The 16,354-nt window shown below is 56.2% G+C and carries 18 protein-coding genes; 11 read left to right on the forward strand and 7 right to left on the reverse strand.

Features of this window, described 5'->3' with window-relative positions; genetic code table 11:
- Positions 1-58: 58 nt before the first annotated feature.
- The gene (locus AC6RA8_RS06025) at positions 59-583 is read right to left on the reverse strand and encodes a P-loop nucleotide/nucleoside kinase family protein (protein WP_500351237.1); all 525 of its coding nucleotides are present in this window, start codon (positions 581-583) and stop codon (positions 59-61) included.
- Positions 584-647: 64 nt separating this feature from the next.
- Positions 648-1,685: an ABC transporter ATP-binding protein gene (locus AC6RA8_RS06030; protein WP_500351239.1), complete on the reverse strand. Its 1,038-nt coding sequence runs from the start codon at positions 1,683-1,685 to the stop codon at positions 648-650.
- A gap of 216 nt (positions 1,686-1,901) precedes the next feature.
- Here AC6RA8_RS06030 and AC6RA8_RS06035 point away from each other — a divergent pair, with 216 nt between their 5' ends.
- From AC6RA8_RS06035 to AC6RA8_RS06045, 3 genes are all read left to right on the forward strand, one after another.
- Positions 1,902-3,530 carry an extracellular solute-binding protein gene (locus AC6RA8_RS06035; protein WP_500351241.1) on the forward strand — a complete coding sequence of 543 codons (1,629 nt, stop codon included), beginning with the start codon at positions 1,902-1,904 and terminating at the stop codon, positions 3,528-3,530.
- Positions 3,531-3,605: 75 nt separating this feature from the next.
- Positions 3,606-4,709 (forward strand): carbohydrate ABC transporter permease, encoded by a 1,104-nt coding sequence (locus AC6RA8_RS06040; protein WP_500351242.1) that lies wholly within the window; start codon positions 3,606-3,608, stop codon positions 4,707-4,709.
- The gene (locus tag AC6RA8_RS06045; RefSeq protein WP_500351243.1) at positions 4,706-5,626 is read left to right on the forward strand and encodes a carbohydrate ABC transporter permease; all 921 of its coding nucleotides are present in this window, start codon (positions 4,706-4,708) and stop codon (positions 5,624-5,626) included. The genes AC6RA8_RS06040 and AC6RA8_RS06045 overlap by 4 nt, the downstream gene beginning before the upstream one ends.
- Positions 5,627-6,022: 396 nt before the next feature.
- On the opposite strand, the gene AC6RA8_RS06050 is transcribed toward AC6RA8_RS06045, so the two are convergent.
- Positions 6,023-6,757 (reverse strand): helix-turn-helix transcriptional regulator, encoded by a 735-nt coding sequence (locus AC6RA8_RS06050; protein ID WP_500351245.1) that lies wholly within the window; start codon positions 6,755-6,757, stop codon positions 6,023-6,025.
- An 85-nt stretch (positions 6,758-6,842) separates the two neighbouring features.
- Between AC6RA8_RS06050 and AC6RA8_RS06055 the strand changes: the two genes are divergently transcribed.
- The 7 genes from AC6RA8_RS06055 (at position 6,843) to AC6RA8_RS06085 (ending at position 11,200) form a co-directional block, all read left to right on the forward strand.
- A complete protein-coding gene (locus AC6RA8_RS06055) occupies positions 6,843-7,379 on the forward strand; it encodes a peroxiredoxin-like family protein (RefSeq protein WP_500351247.1) in 537 nt (178 codons plus the stop codon).
- A gap of 93 nt (positions 7,380-7,472) precedes the next feature.
- On the forward strand, positions 7,473-7,946 hold the full coding sequence (locus AC6RA8_RS06060; RefSeq protein WP_500351248.1) for a RidA family protein: 474 nt from the start codon (positions 7,473-7,475) through the stop codon (positions 7,944-7,946).
- 28 nt (positions 7,947-7,974) lie between these two features.
- The gene (locus AC6RA8_RS06065; RefSeq protein WP_500351249.1) at positions 7,975-8,268 is read left to right on the forward strand and encodes a YciI family protein; all 294 of its coding nucleotides are present in this window, start codon (positions 7,975-7,977) and stop codon (positions 8,266-8,268) included.
- A gap of 175 nt (positions 8,269-8,443) precedes the next feature.
- Positions 8,444-8,878: a MarR family winged helix-turn-helix transcriptional regulator gene (locus AC6RA8_RS06070; protein ID WP_500351250.1), complete on the forward strand. Its 435-nt coding sequence runs from the start codon at positions 8,444-8,446 to the stop codon at positions 8,876-8,878.
- 143 nt (positions 8,879-9,021) lie between these two features.
- Complete coding sequence (locus AC6RA8_RS06075) at positions 9,022-9,789, forward strand: alpha/beta fold hydrolase (RefSeq protein ID WP_500351251.1); 768 nt, start codon at positions 9,022-9,024, stop codon at positions 9,787-9,789.
- A gap of 82 nt (positions 9,790-9,871) precedes the next feature.
- A complete protein-coding gene (locus AC6RA8_RS06080; protein ID WP_500351252.1) occupies positions 9,872-10,249 on the forward strand; it encodes a rhodanese-like domain-containing protein in 378 nt (125 codons plus the stop codon).
- A 429-nt stretch (positions 10,250-10,678) separates the two neighbouring features.
- Complete coding sequence (locus AC6RA8_RS06085) at positions 10,679-11,200, forward strand: hypothetical protein (protein ID WP_500351253.1); 522 nt, start codon at positions 10,679-10,681, stop codon at positions 11,198-11,200.
- Positions 11,201-11,450: 250 nt separating this feature from the next.
- On the opposite strand, the gene AC6RA8_RS06090 is transcribed toward AC6RA8_RS06085, so the two are convergent.
- On the reverse strand, positions 11,451-12,095 hold the full coding sequence (locus AC6RA8_RS06090; protein ID WP_500351255.1) for a VPLPA-CTERM sorting domain-containing protein: 645 nt from the start codon (positions 12,093-12,095) through the stop codon (positions 11,451-11,453).
- A 502-nt stretch (positions 12,096-12,597) separates the two neighbouring features.
- On the opposite strand from AC6RA8_RS06090, the gene AC6RA8_RS06095 reads away from it, so the two are divergent.
- Entirely contained in the window at positions 12,598-13,236 is a 639-nt protein-coding gene (locus AC6RA8_RS06095) for a TetR/AcrR family transcriptional regulator (protein WP_500351257.1), read from the forward strand.
- 142 nt (positions 13,237-13,378) lie between these two features.
- On the opposite strand, the gene AC6RA8_RS06100 is transcribed toward AC6RA8_RS06095, so the two are convergent.
- From AC6RA8_RS06100 to AC6RA8_RS06110, 3 genes are all read right to left on the reverse strand, one after another.
- On the reverse strand, positions 13,379-14,866 hold the full coding sequence (locus AC6RA8_RS06100) for an FGGY-family carbohydrate kinase (protein ID WP_500351259.1): 1,488 nt from the start codon (positions 14,864-14,866) through the stop codon (positions 13,379-13,381).
- The gene (locus AC6RA8_RS06105; protein WP_500351261.1) at positions 14,866-15,960 is read right to left on the reverse strand and encodes a M42 family metallopeptidase; all 1,095 of its coding nucleotides are present in this window, start codon (positions 15,958-15,960) and stop codon (positions 14,866-14,868) included. Before AC6RA8_RS06105 ends, AC6RA8_RS06100 begins: the two co-directional genes overlap by 1 nt.
- Positions 15,957-16,354: BtpA/SgcQ family protein (locus AC6RA8_RS06110; RefSeq protein ID WP_500351263.1), on the reverse strand; the 398-nt coding region annotated here is incomplete at its 5' end. The genes AC6RA8_RS06110 and AC6RA8_RS06105, both read right to left, overlap by 4 nt.

The raw sequence follows: 16,354 nt of genomic DNA on the forward strand, positions 1-16,354 counted from the left end.
TTTTGGCATACGGTAGCGGAGGATGTGTTTGGACCCAAGAGCCGGTTTGAGGCCAAACCTACCAAGCCGTCGACCTTAAATTTTCCATCTCGCCTGCAATCATCGCAGCACACTCTTCAACGCTACTGACACTTGTATCCACGACGAGTCGGTCAGTGCGCCAATGTTCGAACTCACGCTGAGAAACGGCCTTCCAACTAGGGACTGCAAGCCCCTCAATGTCGCTCTTGCGGGTTTCGACCCGTTGCCGATGGACATCTGCATCTGAACAAACGACTTCGACATTTAAGAGTTGCGCCGATGCAGCAGCGGCGGTTAGCGCCCACAATTCCCTTGTAATTTCAATTGGATTCACCGTGTCTGCGATTGCATCGAAACCAAGTAGGAGATTATCTTTCGCGACAGAAGCGATTGCCAAATACCCTGCATCTTCTGCTGGGTGTATGTTCAGTACGCTACTCATTAGCGCAGCCTCAACAGAATCCACACGTAGATGCACGGCCTTGCTCTGCGCGGACAAGCTCTTTGCGACCGTTGTCTTGCCGACCCCAGGAAGCCCTGACATGGAAATTAGTATCGCCATTCAATCAGGATAGGACCAACTCCATACAAACGGCAATAAAGTCTGCAGACGCAAGACCACAGAACTACGGAATGCGCGCGCTCGTTTTTGTACCAAACACATGCAGTTTGTCGGGATCGGGGGCCAGATGCACGGTTTGGCCCGGTTCAAAAGCGTGTCGTTCGCGGAAAACGGCGGTGACGTCCTGACCTTGATAGGTCAGGAACACCATTGTCTCGGAGCCCGTAGGCTCGACCACCTTTACCTGCATTGGCAGCCCTGTTTCGGCCAGCTGCAAATGCTCGGGGCGTACGCCGAGGCGGACTTTGCCGGTCCCCGCAGGCCCCGCAAACACGTGACTGTGCAGCCGGATCTTTCCTTCCGCCAATTCCGCGTCGAGCAGGTTCATGGACGGCGCGCCGATGAACGTTGCCACGAACTCATTTGCCGGGTTGTCATAAAGTTCAAGCGGTGTGCCGACCTGTTCGATGTTGCCGCCTTGCATGACGACGATGCGGTCGGCCAGTGTCATCGCCTCGATCTGGTCGTGGGTGACGAAGATGGTCGTGGTCTTGAGCCGCTGGTGCAGTTCCTTGATTTCCGTCCGCATCTGGATGCGCAGTTTGGCATCGAGATTGGACAAAGGTTCGTCAAACAGGAACACTTGCGGGTCGCGCACAATGGCACGGCCCATCGCCACACGTTGCCGCTGCCCGCCGGAGAGGTGGCGAGGCTTGCGGTCGAGATATTCGGTGAGGCTGAGGATTTCGGCGGCTTCTTTGACCCGGCGGGCAATCTCTGCCCGGTCGACCTTGGACACTTTCAGCGCAAAACCCATGTTTTCAGCGACGGATTTGTGCGGATACAGCGCGTAGGTCTGGAACACCATGGCGATATCCCGTTCCGCGGGCGGCAGGTTGTTCACGACAAGATCACCGATGGCGATGGTGCCGCCGTTGATCGGCTCTAGCCCGGCGATCATGCGCAAGAGCGTCGACTTCCCGCACCCCGATGGGCCAACAAGCGCCACGAATTCCCCGTCGCCGATGTCCACGTTGACGCCGTGGATCACCTCTACGGCACCGTATGATTTTCGGATGTCCTGAATCTTGACGCCTGCCATGCGCGGCTTCCCTCCACTTAGAAATTGGATGCTAGTGAAAGGGGTTTTTGTTGTCCACGCATCCGGGTCAGCTTTTGTTGACTTAACGTAAATCTCACGCATAGTGAGAGTTCCTCGGGGGAGTACGAGGCGCTATCACCCAGAAAAAATAACAAAAAATGCGCCCCACCATCTGCCCAAGGATGATTTGTATCACGAGATCCAGGGAGGATGGATATGAAGACCGGATTGTATAATTTCATTAGAGCGGCGCAGAAAATGAACCGGCGGCAGATGCTGAAAGGCACCGCGGCGGTGGGTGCTGCAGCCATGATGCCCAAGGGCGCGGCCATGGCGGATGGACACGGAAACATCCGTGCCGAAATCCTGAAAATTCCCGGAGTCGGGGCCGGATCGCCCACCGACAGCGATTGGCAGAAAGTTGGTGAAATGTGCCTTGGCGCAACCAAGGAGAACGTGGCCGAAGGCGAGTTCGAAGGCGTCGAACTGACGTTCATGGGCCTGAATAACCAGAACCTGCACAACTTCCTGTTCCGTGGATTCCTGAAGCCTTGGGAAGCTTATACCGGGGCCAAGATCAACTGGATCGACCTGGCGCAAGCCGACTATAACGCCCGCCTGCAACAGTCGATTGCCACGGGCACCGTTGACTTCGATATCATCGAAATGGGCGCGCCGTTCGAAGGCGACGTGCTGGGCAAGGGCCTCGCGTCCGAGATGCCTGACTGGGTCAAGGAACAGATCGACATGGACGACTATGTCGACTACCTCAAGGCCCCCGTGGGCACCTGGGATGGCAAGACGTACCGTGTGTCCATTGACGGCGATTGCCACAGCTTTGCATATCGTAAGGACTATTTCGGACCCGACGGTATTGGTGGTGCCGAGGTGCCGACCACCTGGCAAGAGATCAACCAGGTCTCCAAGGATCTCGTTGGCAAGGAGGACCCGCTGACCGGTCTGCCCGCACATGGCTATCTTGATCCGTTGAAGGGCTGGGGCGGCTTTGGTTTCTACTTCCTGGAAAACCGTGCTGCGGCTTATGCGAAACACCCGAATTCGCCCGCGTGGCTCTTTGATCCCGACACCATGGCGCCGATGGTCAACAACCCTGCCTGGGTGCAAGCCATTCAGGACGTGATGGACCTGATTGAAGCGGGCGCTTACCCGGCGGACCAGATCAATGCGGACCCTGGCACGACGGCCTTCCAGCAATTCCTTGCAGGGACCGGTTCCATGCTGATGTGGTGGGGCGATGTGGGGTCGTCGGCCCGTACATCGGACACTTCCGTTGTCGGCGATGTGGTTGGCTTTGGCATCAACCCGGCCTCGGACCGGGTCTACAACGCACAGTCCGGCGCATGGGAAGACACCCGCAACGAGGCACCCAACATGGCCTATATCGGCTGGGGAGTTTATGTCATGGCCACGGTCGAAGGCGACGAGAAGAAGAAGAAGGCAGCCTGGTCCGCAGCTGCCCATCTGGGCGGCAAGGACCTGTCGCTTTGGGCGTCGGCTTATCCGTCGGGTTTCCAGCCCTACCGCAACTCGCACTTCCAGTTCGAAGAGTGGGAAGAGGCAGGCTACGACCGCGCGTATATCGAGGATTACCTTGGCTCGAACGCCGACAGTTACAACCACCCCAACGCAGCCATTGAACCCCGCATCCCCGGCATCTTCCAGTATTACTCGGTTGCCGAGGATGAATTGGCCAAGGGCTATGCGGGACAGTATGGATCGGCGCAGGAAACGGCTGATGCCATTGCTGCAGCCTGGGAAGAGATCACCGATCAGATCGGGCGCGACAGTCAGATAGCGGTGTATCGGGCATCTCTGGGTCTCTGATCCTGGCGAACATCAAGTTTGGGCGGCGCAACGGCGTCGCCTAATTCACGGATAATATAGGCCACTTATTGCATTATGAGCGCTGAAGGCGACCTTCTTCACACAGTAACCGCCGATGACATTTCCGACACGCGAAAGCGCTTGGGAAAAAGCATGGTCTGGGGTGCGGGACTGCTGTGTGTCGGCCTTGCCGCATGGCAAATGGCGTTCGAGATGGACCGCGTTGGCCAGGGTTTCGGAAATTGGCGCCCCGTGCTGTACGCGTACATGCTTTGGGCGACGGCGCTCTGCGTATCGCAGGTCATGGTTCGGGGCGAAGCGGGCAAGCGGACGCTTTTTGTATTGCCTGCCGCGTTGTTCGTGATCAGCCTCGTTGTCTTTCCATTGCTTTTTGCGCTCTATATCTCGTTCACGGATTGGAACCTGGCGTCCGTTGATGGCCCAAAGCCCAATGGCTGGGCGAACATGGTGCAGATGTGGAACGACCAGTTCTACTGGAACGCACTGAAAAACATGGTTTACTACGTCTTGGCGGTCAGCGTGGAATACGTGATCGCCTTCGGCCTTGCGCTGCTCCTCAACGCGCAAATCCGGGCGCGCAAGTTCTTTCGCGTTGTCTTTCTGCTGCCCCTGATGCTGAGCCCGGTTGCGGTGTCGTGGATGATTGGCAAATCGATGTTGGAGGTGCGGTTCGGCCCCATCTCGCGGCTTGTGCGCGAACTTGGGTTCGAACCGAGTTTCTTTGGCAGCCCGGAGATTGCCCGGTTCATGATCATGGCCATGGACGCGTGGACCTTTATCCCGTTCATGATGATCATGCTGCTGGCGGGGCTTCAGGCGCTGCCGCGCGAGGTGATCGAAGCCTCAAAAGTGGACGGGGCGTCGGGCTGGCAAAGCTTCAAAGAGGTGATCTTTCCCTTGATGTTGCCAGTGTCTGTCACGGCCATCGTGATCCGCGTCATCTTCAAACTGAAGCTGGCGGATATCATCATCAACGTCACATCTGGCGGACCGGGCGGCGCCACTGACTCGGTCACCAGTTTCATCTTTCGGGAGTACCGCGACCGATCGAACGTGGGATATGGCACGCTTCTGGCGATGGTGTACCTGGTGCTCATCGTCATTTTTGTCACGCTGCTGCTCAAGCTGGTGAGCCGTTGGATGGAGCGCCCCGCATGACCGATGCTGCTGTTTTCAAGGATCACGACGCGGATCGCGCAGTCCGTATGAAATGGTGGACCAGTCGCGTGGCCATTTATACCGCGCTGATCGTCTGGGCCATCGTGTGCTTATTCCCGATCTACTGGACCATCACGACGTCCTTCAAGCTGGCCCCGGACGTGATGCGGGGCAACATGGTACCCTGGTGGGATTTCGCCCCGCGCTGGAAGGGGTGGGAGTCGCTTGGCATTTCTCCGCGCCTGATCGGAGAAGTGTCGACCGTGCGGGAAGAGTTTCTGAAACGCTTCTGGAACAGTGCAATTGTTGCCACCTCAGCGTCGTTGCTTGCCGTCGTTCTGGGGTCGCTGGCTGCCTATGGTCTGTCCCGGTTCAATTACCGGTTCGGGTTCATGCGTAACTCGGACATCTCGTTCTTTTTCCTGAGCCAGATGATCCTGCCGCCCGTGGTTCTGGCCCTGCCATTCCTCGTGCTCTACCGCTCGCTTGATTTGCTCGACAGCCAGATTGGTCTGATCTTGCTGTACACTCTGATGGTGCTGCCCATCGTGATCTGGATCATGCGCGATCAGTTCCAGGGTATTCCGGTTGAGCTGGAAGAGGCCGCCCTCGTCGATGGTTTGGGCATCTGGGGTGCCTTCATCCAGATTGTTTTGCCCATCGCGCTTCCGGGCATGGTCGCGGCATTCATCCTGAGCCTCGTGCTGTGCTGGAACGAATACTTCTTTGCCGCTTTGCTGAGTTCGACCAATGCCACAACCCTGCCCGTCATGGTGGCCAGTCAGACCGGGTCGCAAGGGATCAACTGGTGGTCCATGGCGGCGCTGTCTTCGGCCGCGATCCTGCCACTGATCATCGTCGCCATCTTTCTCGAGAAATACATCATCAAGGGCATGGCGGCAGGAGCGGTGAAGTAGTCACGGGGTAGATGGCTGGTTTGAGCCCATGGCGGTCATCGCAATTTCTTGCTGCGCGCGCTCGCAGCAGGAAAATCGCTGCATGTGCTTGGTTCATGACGCGGCGCGGCGGCAGGGAAACCGGTCATTGGTTTGTAGCGCGGAGAAGATTGAGACAGCAATTTTCAGGTCGCGGGACAAACCTACCGTTCAGATCATGAGACTGCCAAAACACTTCCCGTCACATGATCGGGCGAAACTGTTGTTTGATCTCAGGCGGGGTTTGATATTTCGTGCCGGTGCAGGAATTGGCGCGGATTACCTAGGAGCAGACATCAACAGGAATGTGAGATGTGTCATTGAACACGGCCTGAAGGTCGGTGTCTGAGGTCAACGAAGAAGGGCCGGAGGGAGGGCCTAGGTTCGCATGCTTTCGCGTGGTCGCACCCCAAACTCCTTTTGGAAAGCCCGTGAAAACGCATCAGGAGCCGTGTATCCATAGCGGTTGGCGATCCTGTCCACACGATCCCCCTTTTCGAGATCGATACGCGCCAGCGTAAGCCGCCAGCGGCGTAGATAGCTACCAGGGGTCTCGCCGACGAGCTCTGAAAACAGTTCCTTAAACCGGCTGTGAGACAGGCCGGCAACCTCCGCCAGATCGACATTCTGCCATAGCTTGCCCGGATTTTCATGAATAGCGACGATCGCCTGTGAGATACGCGGATTGGCCAAGCCGCCGAGAAGCCCCGGTGTCGTCATTCCGCGATCCAACTGCAACCGGAGCATACGAACGACTAAGACCTCTCCAAGGCGACCCAACACGGCCGGTGTTCCGCAGCGTTGCCCAGCTTGCTCCGACGCCAGCAAGGAAACGAGGTTGCCCATATCGCTCATCGGTTCGACCTTTTCAACAACCCGGCCCGGCAGAGCCTTGCGCAGCGGATTTGATTGGTTTCCAAAATCGACATGCAGTGCGAAGAGCGGTTCGCTGCGATTGGGTTCGATCCCGCTGTTCCTTGGCCGAAAGATCAGCGTGCTATCTGACGTTTCGGGATGCTTCAAAGCAACAAGATTAGCTTCTGTAAGTGGCGCGCCCTCAACTCTCAGTCGGAAATGATCGAGTAGCGACGTCAGTCTATCAATGCGGGCCATGTCGTACCTTTGATCGGGTATTTCGGATTTATACGACATTAAGGACGTATAGACTAGTGCACAAGGAAAAGAATGGAGTTCCCTTATGCTAATGCCTCGTAAAAAAACCCCTGACCTGTCCGTGCCCACGCTGGATCACGGCCACTTTGAGCTAGGAGATGAAACCTCGGAGCGCGGTACGCTTGTCTGCTTTTATCGCGGGTACCACTGTCCGATCTGCGCGACTTATCTAACCGAACTCGAACGCCTGGCCGATCAGTTCGCAGAACGGGGCGTCAACGTCGTCGCGGTCAGCTCCGATACCGAAGAACGCGCGCGCTTGATGGCAGACAAGATCAAGGCGGAAAAACTGAGATTCGGTTACGATCTGCCGCTGGACGTCGCACGTCAGTGGGGTCTTTATATCTCCACGTCGCGCGGAAAGACCTCCATCGATGTCGAAGAGCCGGCGCTGTTCTCGGAACCAGGTGTATTTCTCGTTTCTCCCGACCAATCGCTTTATTTCGGCGTTGTTCAGACGATGCCGTTTGTCAGGCCCCACTTCAAAGACTTCGTTGGCGCATTGGATTTTGTCATCGCTAATAACTACCCCGCCCGGGGTGAATATGAGGGCGCTGTTTAAGCGTATCTCGACCCCACAGTCGCAGGTGCTGTGCATTCAACTTCGCCACCGGTCGGCACAAGGCCGGGGCGATATACTCAGAGAGGAAATCAAATGAAAACGTTCGCACTCTTCCTACTTGCAACCTTGTTGGCTGGGCCGGCTTTGGCAGACAGTGTCAAAACGGCCATCCATCCGGAAGGTGCCAACCCGATCGCGCCCTATACACCGGGCATCAAACTGGCCAACGGCATGCTCTTTGTCTCCGGACAGATTGCATATGTGGGTGGCGAAATCCCGGCCAATGCACGCGATGGTGTCGATGACATTCAAGACCAAACAGAAATCGTCATGCAGAACATCAAAGATGTGCTCGATGAGGCGGGATATACGTTCAATGATGCTGTCCGCGCGACGGTTTTCTTGTCGGACATAGGAAACTTCGGCCCGTTCAATGGCGTTTATGGCAAATACTGGAACGAGGGCGACATTCCCCCGGCCCGCGCGGCCGTCGAGGTGGGCGCACTTCCAGGCGGCAAGCCTGGTGCCCCCGTTTTGGTCGAAGTCTCCATGATCCTGGCCAAATGAAAGCGTTTCCCAACCAGCGGCCATCGCCATGATCTTCGCAATCTTTTGCAAGGACAAACCGGGAAAACTGGCCTTAAGGCAAGAAACACGCCCGGCCCACGTCCGCCATCTAAAAAGCCTGGGAGACCGCCTCAAAGGGGCCGGCCCTACTCTGGACGCATCGGGGCACCCAAACGGGTCGCTTTTGCTAATTGACGTTGCAGACCAAGCTGAGGCGGAAGCCTTTGCATCAGCAGATCCTTATGCGCAGAAAGGCCTGTTCCAAAACGTATCCATCTCGCATTGGAACTGGATACTGGCAAATCCCTACGCGGATTCCTAAGTTCCGGCCCAGCCTACACCCTTGGTAGGCTGGGCCGCTCTTGCTGTATGCCCGAACGTAACGCTTCATCATTCAGCATATGCCGCACACCTGACAGGTTTTTGACTTGAGGGGGTTGATTGCCTAGCGCGCTAGGCAATAATAGGATGCCTCACTTCTGTGCGAGTACAAGTCGATGCCCGAAAGTACAAACCCTCTGATCCTCAATCACCAGCTGTGCTTTGCACTGTACGCAACCTCTCGGGCGATCACCAAGGTTTACGCGTCGCTGTTGGACGAAATGAAACTCACATACCCACAGTACCTCACCCTATTGGTTCTTTGGGAACGCGATGGGCTAAGCGTTCAGCAGATCGCTGACAAGCTGGAACTGGAAGGTGCAACGGCCACGCCCTTGATCCAAAGGATTGAAAAACTGGGCCTCGTGAAACGTCAGCGCAGCAGTAACGACGCTCGCCAGCTTGAAGTGCACCTAACAGAAAAAGGTTTGGCCCTCCGGGAAAAGGCTCTTGAAGTTCCGCCCCAACTGGGAGGAGCTCTTGGCATCACACACGAAGATGCAGAAAGAATCGTCCGCGATCTCAGCGTGTTGCGAGAGAGAATAACCTAAGCAGCGAGATGTTCTCAGGATCGGCTTTCTGATCGGGTTATTCGGATTCAGTGAAATTGACTAGTGCACTATGCATTGATATTTCAGATATATCTAGTGCACTAGACAAAAAGAAGCCTCAGTTATCCCAAAGGAGACCAACTATGAACCGCCGTATTGTATTAAAAACACTTGCCTCTGTAGCGGCCCTCGCCGTCAACATTGGCGGAACCGCCGCAATGGCTGAAGAAGACCTGACTGCAAAATCAGTCGTGCTCGTGCATGGTGCCTTTGCTGACGGTTCGGCCTGGAACAGAGTCATCCCAATTCTCGAAGAAGCCGGCCTCGACGTCATCGCGGCACAGATTCCGCTGACGTCGCTTCAGGATGATGTTGCCGTGACTAACCGCGCAATCGCACGCTCGGAAGGCCCCGTTGTTTTGGTCGGCCACTCGTGGGGTGGCATGGTCATTACTGAAGCCGGCGCACAGGACAAAGTGCAATCACTGGTTTATGTCTCTGCATTTGCACCTGACGTTGGTCAGTCGCTCGGTTCCTACACCCAGGACTTTCCCCACGCCGACGGCCTGGATCACCTGGAGAAAGACGAGGCCGGCTTCTACAAGCTGAGCGATCAAGGTATGGCTGAGCACTTTGCCTTCGACCTGCCTGCGGACGAAATCGCATTGATTGCCGCCACTCAGGGTCCGATCAACAGCAAAGCACTCGGCACCGAGATTACCGTTGCTGCTTGGGAAACAAAGCCCAACTTCGCAATTGTCTCGACCCAGGACCGCATGACGCACACTGAAATTCAGCGCGCGCAGGTTGAGAAGCTGAACGCCACCGCTATCGAAATTGAAACGAGCCACGTGCCGATGCTGACCAACCCCCAGATCGTTGCAGATCTGATCATTGAAGCGGCCAAGTAAGTTGCTTCGTGCTTGGTGCCGCTTCCCTCCCGAGCGGCACCAGGATTTCCCGTAACTCAATCTAACAATCAGGAGAAAAACAATGAAAACTGCACAATCCTTCCTCGACGACGCAAATGCTGTGGTCGCCAAACTCGATGCTGCAGACGCCATCGAAATCCACAAAGCCGGAAAAGGCCTGTTCATTGATGTCAGAGACAGCTCCGACATCGCCAAGACAGGCACTATCCAGGGTGCACTGCGCATTCCTCGCGGCTTTGTAGAATTTGTTGCTGATCCGGCCACGCCGGTTCACAACGAAGCCCTACAGAAAGACGCCGAAATCTATCTTGTCTGTGGTTTGGGTGGCCAGGCAGCTCTCGCAGGCAAAACCCTGAAAGACATGGGCTTTACGAACGTGGCCAATGTCGGTGGCATTGGGTCATGGAAAGACGCTGGCGGCGCAATGGAAGCCGCATAGCGCGCGTTCATGATGCTAAGCCCAAGCAGGCCCTGGTTTTCCTCCCGGATCAGGGCCAATCTCGTCCCCCTGATCGGAAATACCGTCTCTGACCGACTTTGCAGGATATGCCAAACTCAGTGATGAGAAGCTGATAGTTGCGTTACCCGAGAACGTCCAAACACATTTGCCATTCACGTGCCTGAGAAACCTCGCTTAGTTTGGGTTGGTTGAAACACCTGCAAATGAAAATCTCAAACCTACAGCGCTTTCGGGCCTAGGCTGTGCGTGTCCCATTTGTCCCGCTTCTGGGACTCAAGGGCCGGAGATGAATGTCCGCTGTGGGCTGGCAGTGATCAACCGACCAAACCAGTTGAACGTCTGCGTCAAGCCAAGACTTATTAAACATCAAGCGTTGGTATCTGGTTGCCAGGTGACTACATCGGGCTCATGAAACGTTACTTTGTCAAAGCTTGTGCGACATTCCTTTTTATGGTTTCACCGGCTTTTCCCAGTTCGGAAAAGCCGTTGGACATTGTCGCCTGCGTCAATACTGCGAACGCAGAACTTGAAAGCGCTCAGCGGGATGCAGCTTTCGCCTCCATAGAGCTGCCCTATGAACATGAGCGTGTTGTACTCGCTGAGGGTTTCTTTTTTGTGCACGGATTGCCGATAAGGGGACTTGCTTGGATAACAATTCTGGATGGCTCATCGAGCGATTGGGTCGCCTATGAACTAGAAAACGGGAAAGACCATTCGGAGTGGTTCCAACCAGTTTTTGTGCCATCAGCAGTTGTGGAAGCACTGGCCGCGTGTGGTGTCGAATGGGGCGGTTTTTGGAATGATCAGCTTCCCTTCGTGGAACGTGCAGAGCCAGCACCAAATCCATTGTCCGAATGGCAGAGGCTTCCGGACGATCCACTCTCGAAAGGTGGCGTGAGTCTGTTGCCGCCCATAGCTAAGCACAAATGACAGGTGTGGACCGCATATTGGTACCGAAGCGCCCAAGATGAATGACCGCTTTGGGCTGCGGGATGACCTTGGCGCGATGCGCGGCTAAGGTCGGGACAGAGCCCAAAGGAGACATTTGCAGCCTGTGTTTTCGCTACCATTGCCAAACAATTCAGACAACCTTTGCAGCCTCAGGTGTTCAGCACCCCGTCTTATGGAGCAAAAAAGACGGCCCGAGAGCCGTCTTTCCCAAACCACATATTTCATTCTTCTAAGATTTGTTGCGGCGTCGTATTGCGGCCAAGCCACCCAGACTAGCCAACAACATCCAACCGGCAGCTGGCAAGGGTACAGCGGGCGGTGAAACGACACTATCATTGAAGGTCAGCGAGATGTCGTCGATGCCATAATCGTTCCCGCCGAACCCGGTGCTTTGCTCGACAAAGGACAAGGCAAATGTCCCGGTCGCGCTCGCCACAAATGTTGAGCTGAACAACTGGAATGCTGCCGGACTGCCTGTGGATGCTGTCGCATTTAGGATTTCCGTACCATCAAACTGGATCGACAATTGCCCTGCAGGAGTGGGTACCGTCGTTGTGCCGCCCAGCATGAAGGAAAACGCATATTCGGTTCCGAATGTGACCGCAATGTCCTGCGACCATACTGTCGGAAATGCACCCAGGTTTCCACCGTTGACGGCCATAAAGTTGCCGTCCTGCGGAAGGAGACCGAAATAGTTGCTGTCGCGGATCGAAAACTGTGCAAGCCCGGGACCTCCTCCGACCTCTGTGAAGTCTGACGTGAATCCGGTCGATCCCGCAGAGAAATCTCCGTTTACTACCAATTCAACAGTTGCAGCAGAGACCGATGTGGCCCCAATAAAGGCTGCGGCGCACGTGGCTGACCGCAACATCATTTTATATGTGAGCTTAAAAATCATAGGCGTTCCATACTCCCAAAGAAAACATACAGTTAAGCGGTCTGTCGCCGCTATCGGGCGACGCTGCACGATGGAAGCTGCGCGCGTCAATTTGAACCTGAATGGTTTTTCGTTTTGCAAACTCGAAATACGGGAGTTCGAACACCCTTCGGACGGGCGGCTGAGTTTTCGATTTTAATTCAATATATTAACGGAAATAAATCTATGACCGGCGCGATTTACGCAGTGTATTTTTCGAAATGAAAATCCGATATCGTGTGTGCGCACACGCCCACTTGAGGCCGGAAAGCGAATCGATATTCTATGTCCCGATGAATGATGAAGATGGCCTGCGTCTGAGGGGGCACATCAGGCTGAATTTGATCGAACTGGTTTTGTGGCAGTGTACCTGATCGTGAAATCGATGAGAGTTTTGGAGCTTGGCCTAACAGTGTTAGGATTACCAAGTCCTCCGAAGTAAGTTGTTTGGTAGCAAGCTATGTCTAATCAAGATCAAGCCAAGGACAAGAAAGGCGAGATATTGCAGGCGGCGACGAGATTGCTCGCATCTCGCGGGCTTCAGGAGTTGTCCTTTGAGAATACTGCAAGTCAAGCTGGCCTTTCTCGTCAACTTATCCGGTATTACTACAAAGATGTTGAAAGCTTGATGGTTGATCTGGCGGATCATCTGTCAGACCAATATCGCGAGACTCTCGTAAAGGGTATTGTGGAAATAGGCCAAGTCGGGCGGCTTGACTGGTTCCTCGATTACTTCTTTGATTTGTCTGAAGTTACTTCAATGCCGAACGACTTGGAAGTGTATGACGCTCTTATCGCGTTTTCGGTGGGTTCTCTTCCTTTGAGGGGTCGTATGCGCCTGCAGTACCAGACCCTAGGTAAAGTAATGGCCCATGAGTTGGCCATCGCACATCCAGAGCTAAAAGGACATTCTTGCGAAGAGCTCTCGTTTTTATTCGTTTCTGCAATGCACGCTCATTGGAGCTTCGTGACCAGCCTTGGTTATTCTCGTGAGCATAGCTTGCTTGCGCGAACGGCCTTTGGCCGCCTTATCGAATCTTATGTCGAAGAAGTTCCAAGCCGCCCCACAATTTCTAACCCGTGGCAACATGAAGACTAGCTCTGTCCTGATTTTTCAGTGAAATTCGGATCGAGAATGCGAATGCAATCTTGGTCTGCTATGGAGCCTTCTATCGCGATTTTTCCGTCAAGGAGGCTGACTGAAACCGTCAAATGTCCGCTTTGTCCCGCATAGCCGACCTTCACCCCAACTCCTGTGCAATACCTTTCGTTTGCTCATAAAGCCGGCGAAAGAGCGTGTGCGCCTTGTCATACTCCGCGCGTGGGGATGCCGAGATCGTATGTTGGGCGGGGTTCCATTTTGCGATGTCGTTCCGCTCTACAACCCCAACTGCAAGAGCGGCGAGGAACGCATCGCCATAGCTGGCCCCGACCGTCTTTTCGCACACGATCTGGTCTATGCCGGTGATGTCGGATGTGGCTTGCAGCCAGAGCGCATTTTTCGTGCCTCCGCCAACGGCGAGCAATCGGGTTGGTGACTGCCCCAGTTCGGCGAATGTGTCGGTGACGTGCCGCGTGCCGTGGGCGATCCCTTCGATCAAGGCGCGGTATATGTCGCCCCTTGTGTGGGTCAGGTTCAGGCCAAACAGCGCGCCCTTGGCGTTGATGTCGTGGATGGGTGTGCGTTCGCCCGAGAAATACGGCAGCATCAGCAGGCCATTGGCGCCCGGAGGCGATCCTGCGGCCTCTTCCGCCAGGATGGGAAACGCCTCTGCCACATCCAGGTCACGGGCCACCTGGTCCCGGAACCAATGGGTCAGCGTGCCCGACGTGGCCAGCCCGGCCATCGAGGCGTGTTCTCCCTCAAAGAGCCAGGGCGCGTACCATATGCGCGGATCGGCGGCGCGCGTTTGCGTGCGCAGAATGATAAAGATGGTCGAGCCATACATCATCATCATATCGCCGGGGTGATCGACCCCGACCGACAGCGCTTCGGCTGCGGCGTCGATCGTTCCGGCGGTCACTGGCGTCCCTGCTGCCAGGCCCGTTTCGGCTGCTGCGGCTGGTGTGATGTGACCCGCAATCTCGTTTGACCAAAGCAAGCGGGGCAGCTTGTTGAGGGGCAGAATGTCGTCTGCCAGATCGTCGACCCATGACTGCGTCGTGACGTCGTAGAGAGGAGAGAAGTTTGCGGCCGTATAGTGGTCGATGACCACTTCGCCGGTGAGGCGCTGCACCAGAAAGCTGGTTGAAGTCAGGATATGCGCCGTGTCTGCGTAGACCTCAGGGCGGTGCCGCTTGAGCCACAGGATCTTGGGGCCCACCGATTGCGACGTCAGCGCGTTGCCACAACGGGCGATGATGGTCTCTTCGCCGATCCGGTCCGTCAGTTCGATCACTTCGGCCTCGGCCCGCCCATCCACGCCGTAGAGCACCCCGTTCATCAAGGGCGTCCCGGTCGCATCCACCGGCAGCATGCAGGGACCAATCGCGCTACAGGCGACCGCCTTGATGTCTGCCGGGTCGATACCGCTGTCTTTCACTAATGTCCGACTGACATAGACGAAATCGCCCCACCAATCGTCTTCGGGGCGGTGTTCCGCCCAGCCGGGGTGGGGAACAAGCATCTGGTGGCCCCGTGTCGCCTGTGCGTGGACCCTTCCCGTTTCGTCAACGAGGACCCCCTTGGTTTCATAAGTGCCGATGTCGATGCCAAGCGTGTACGCCATCAGGTATAATCATCCCTGTCGAGTGAAAAGTCGGGGCCGATACGGGACAGGGCAGCGCTGATGACCTGTACCAGCCCGACCAAATCACCCAGATCGCAGACCTCGCGCGCCGAATGGGAGTAGCGCATTGGAAACCCGACATCGATCGAGGCGACGCCTTGTCCGACCAGTTGCACATAAGAGAGATCCGTGAGCACCCCGACCTGCGCGCTGCGTTGCAGGGCAATGGACTCGGACTGCGCCGTTCGTTCGAACAGATCGACCATTGCGGGGTGCGGGATCACACCGTTGAGCGTCCCGCGCCCGTGAAAGGAGTAAAGACTGATGCCTGGCCCGGCGCCGAGAGAGATTTCGCCGTGCCCGTCCATGCCGGGCGTATCTGCCGCGAGCATCAGGTCGACTTGAATGGCGATGTCCGCTTGCAGTGTCTGGGCGAGGGGCAGTGCACCGCGCAGGTTGAACTCCTCCTGCACAGTGAATGCCAGATGTACCGGAGGACCCGCGTTCCGGTCTTTCAAGCGGCGTGCGATTTCCAGCAATACAGCGCAGCCCGCCCGGTCATCGACACTTGTTCCCATGACGCGGTCACCCGCCAGTTGCCTGGCATGGGGCGCATAAACTACCGGCGTGCCGATACGGATGCCGGCCGTTTCGGCTTCGGTACCTGACGACATCCCGACATCGACAAAGAGCTCGCGATATGGGGTCACGGTGTACTTTTCGTCAGGTCCTGTTGCGTGGTGGTTTTTGTTTGCAATGATACCTGGCACATCGCGGCCTTCGCCAACACAGATCAACACCTCTTGCGCGGCAAGAGCGCGCTCTGGCACGCCGCCCAGACGTTCGAGACGGAGCAGCCCGTTCGTTTCGATCTTGCGCACCACGAACCCAAGCTGGTCCATGTGCGTGAACAACATGACCGCAGGGCCCTCGCCCGGAAACTGCGCAACAAGATTGCCAAGGGGATCGGATCGGCTTTCCACGCCGATCTTGTCCAAACGCTCCCGAATGGCGCGGCGCACACGATCTTCGTGGCCGGAAAGACCCGGGACCTGCATCAAGTCCATCAGGTCTTGTTTGAGACGCTCTTTCATCCGCGCACCTGTCGTACGCGGTCCATGAAGTCGCGCGCGCGGTCGGGGTCGATCGGGTTCCAGGTGTCACCATCCACTTTCAGCGATGACCCGACGATACAGCCATCTGCAACGGCCAAAACATCCGACACCGTATTGTGCTTGACGCCAGTGTTGGCCAACACCGCCACGTCGGGCACGACGGCTTTCACCGCTTCCAAGTCTGACATCTGGGCGGCTTCACCTGTGATTTGGCCCGAGACAAGAACAGCATCCGGGACCGAGGAAAACACCGCGCTGCGCGCCCGGTCGGGCAATGGGCGTTGGTCCATGGAATAGGCAAATTCGGCAGATACATTGTAAAGCATGGCCATATCCGGCCGTCCCAAGCGATCGCGGTAGCGCATGGCTTTGC

This window comes from Tateyamaria sp. (assembly GCF_059783535.1).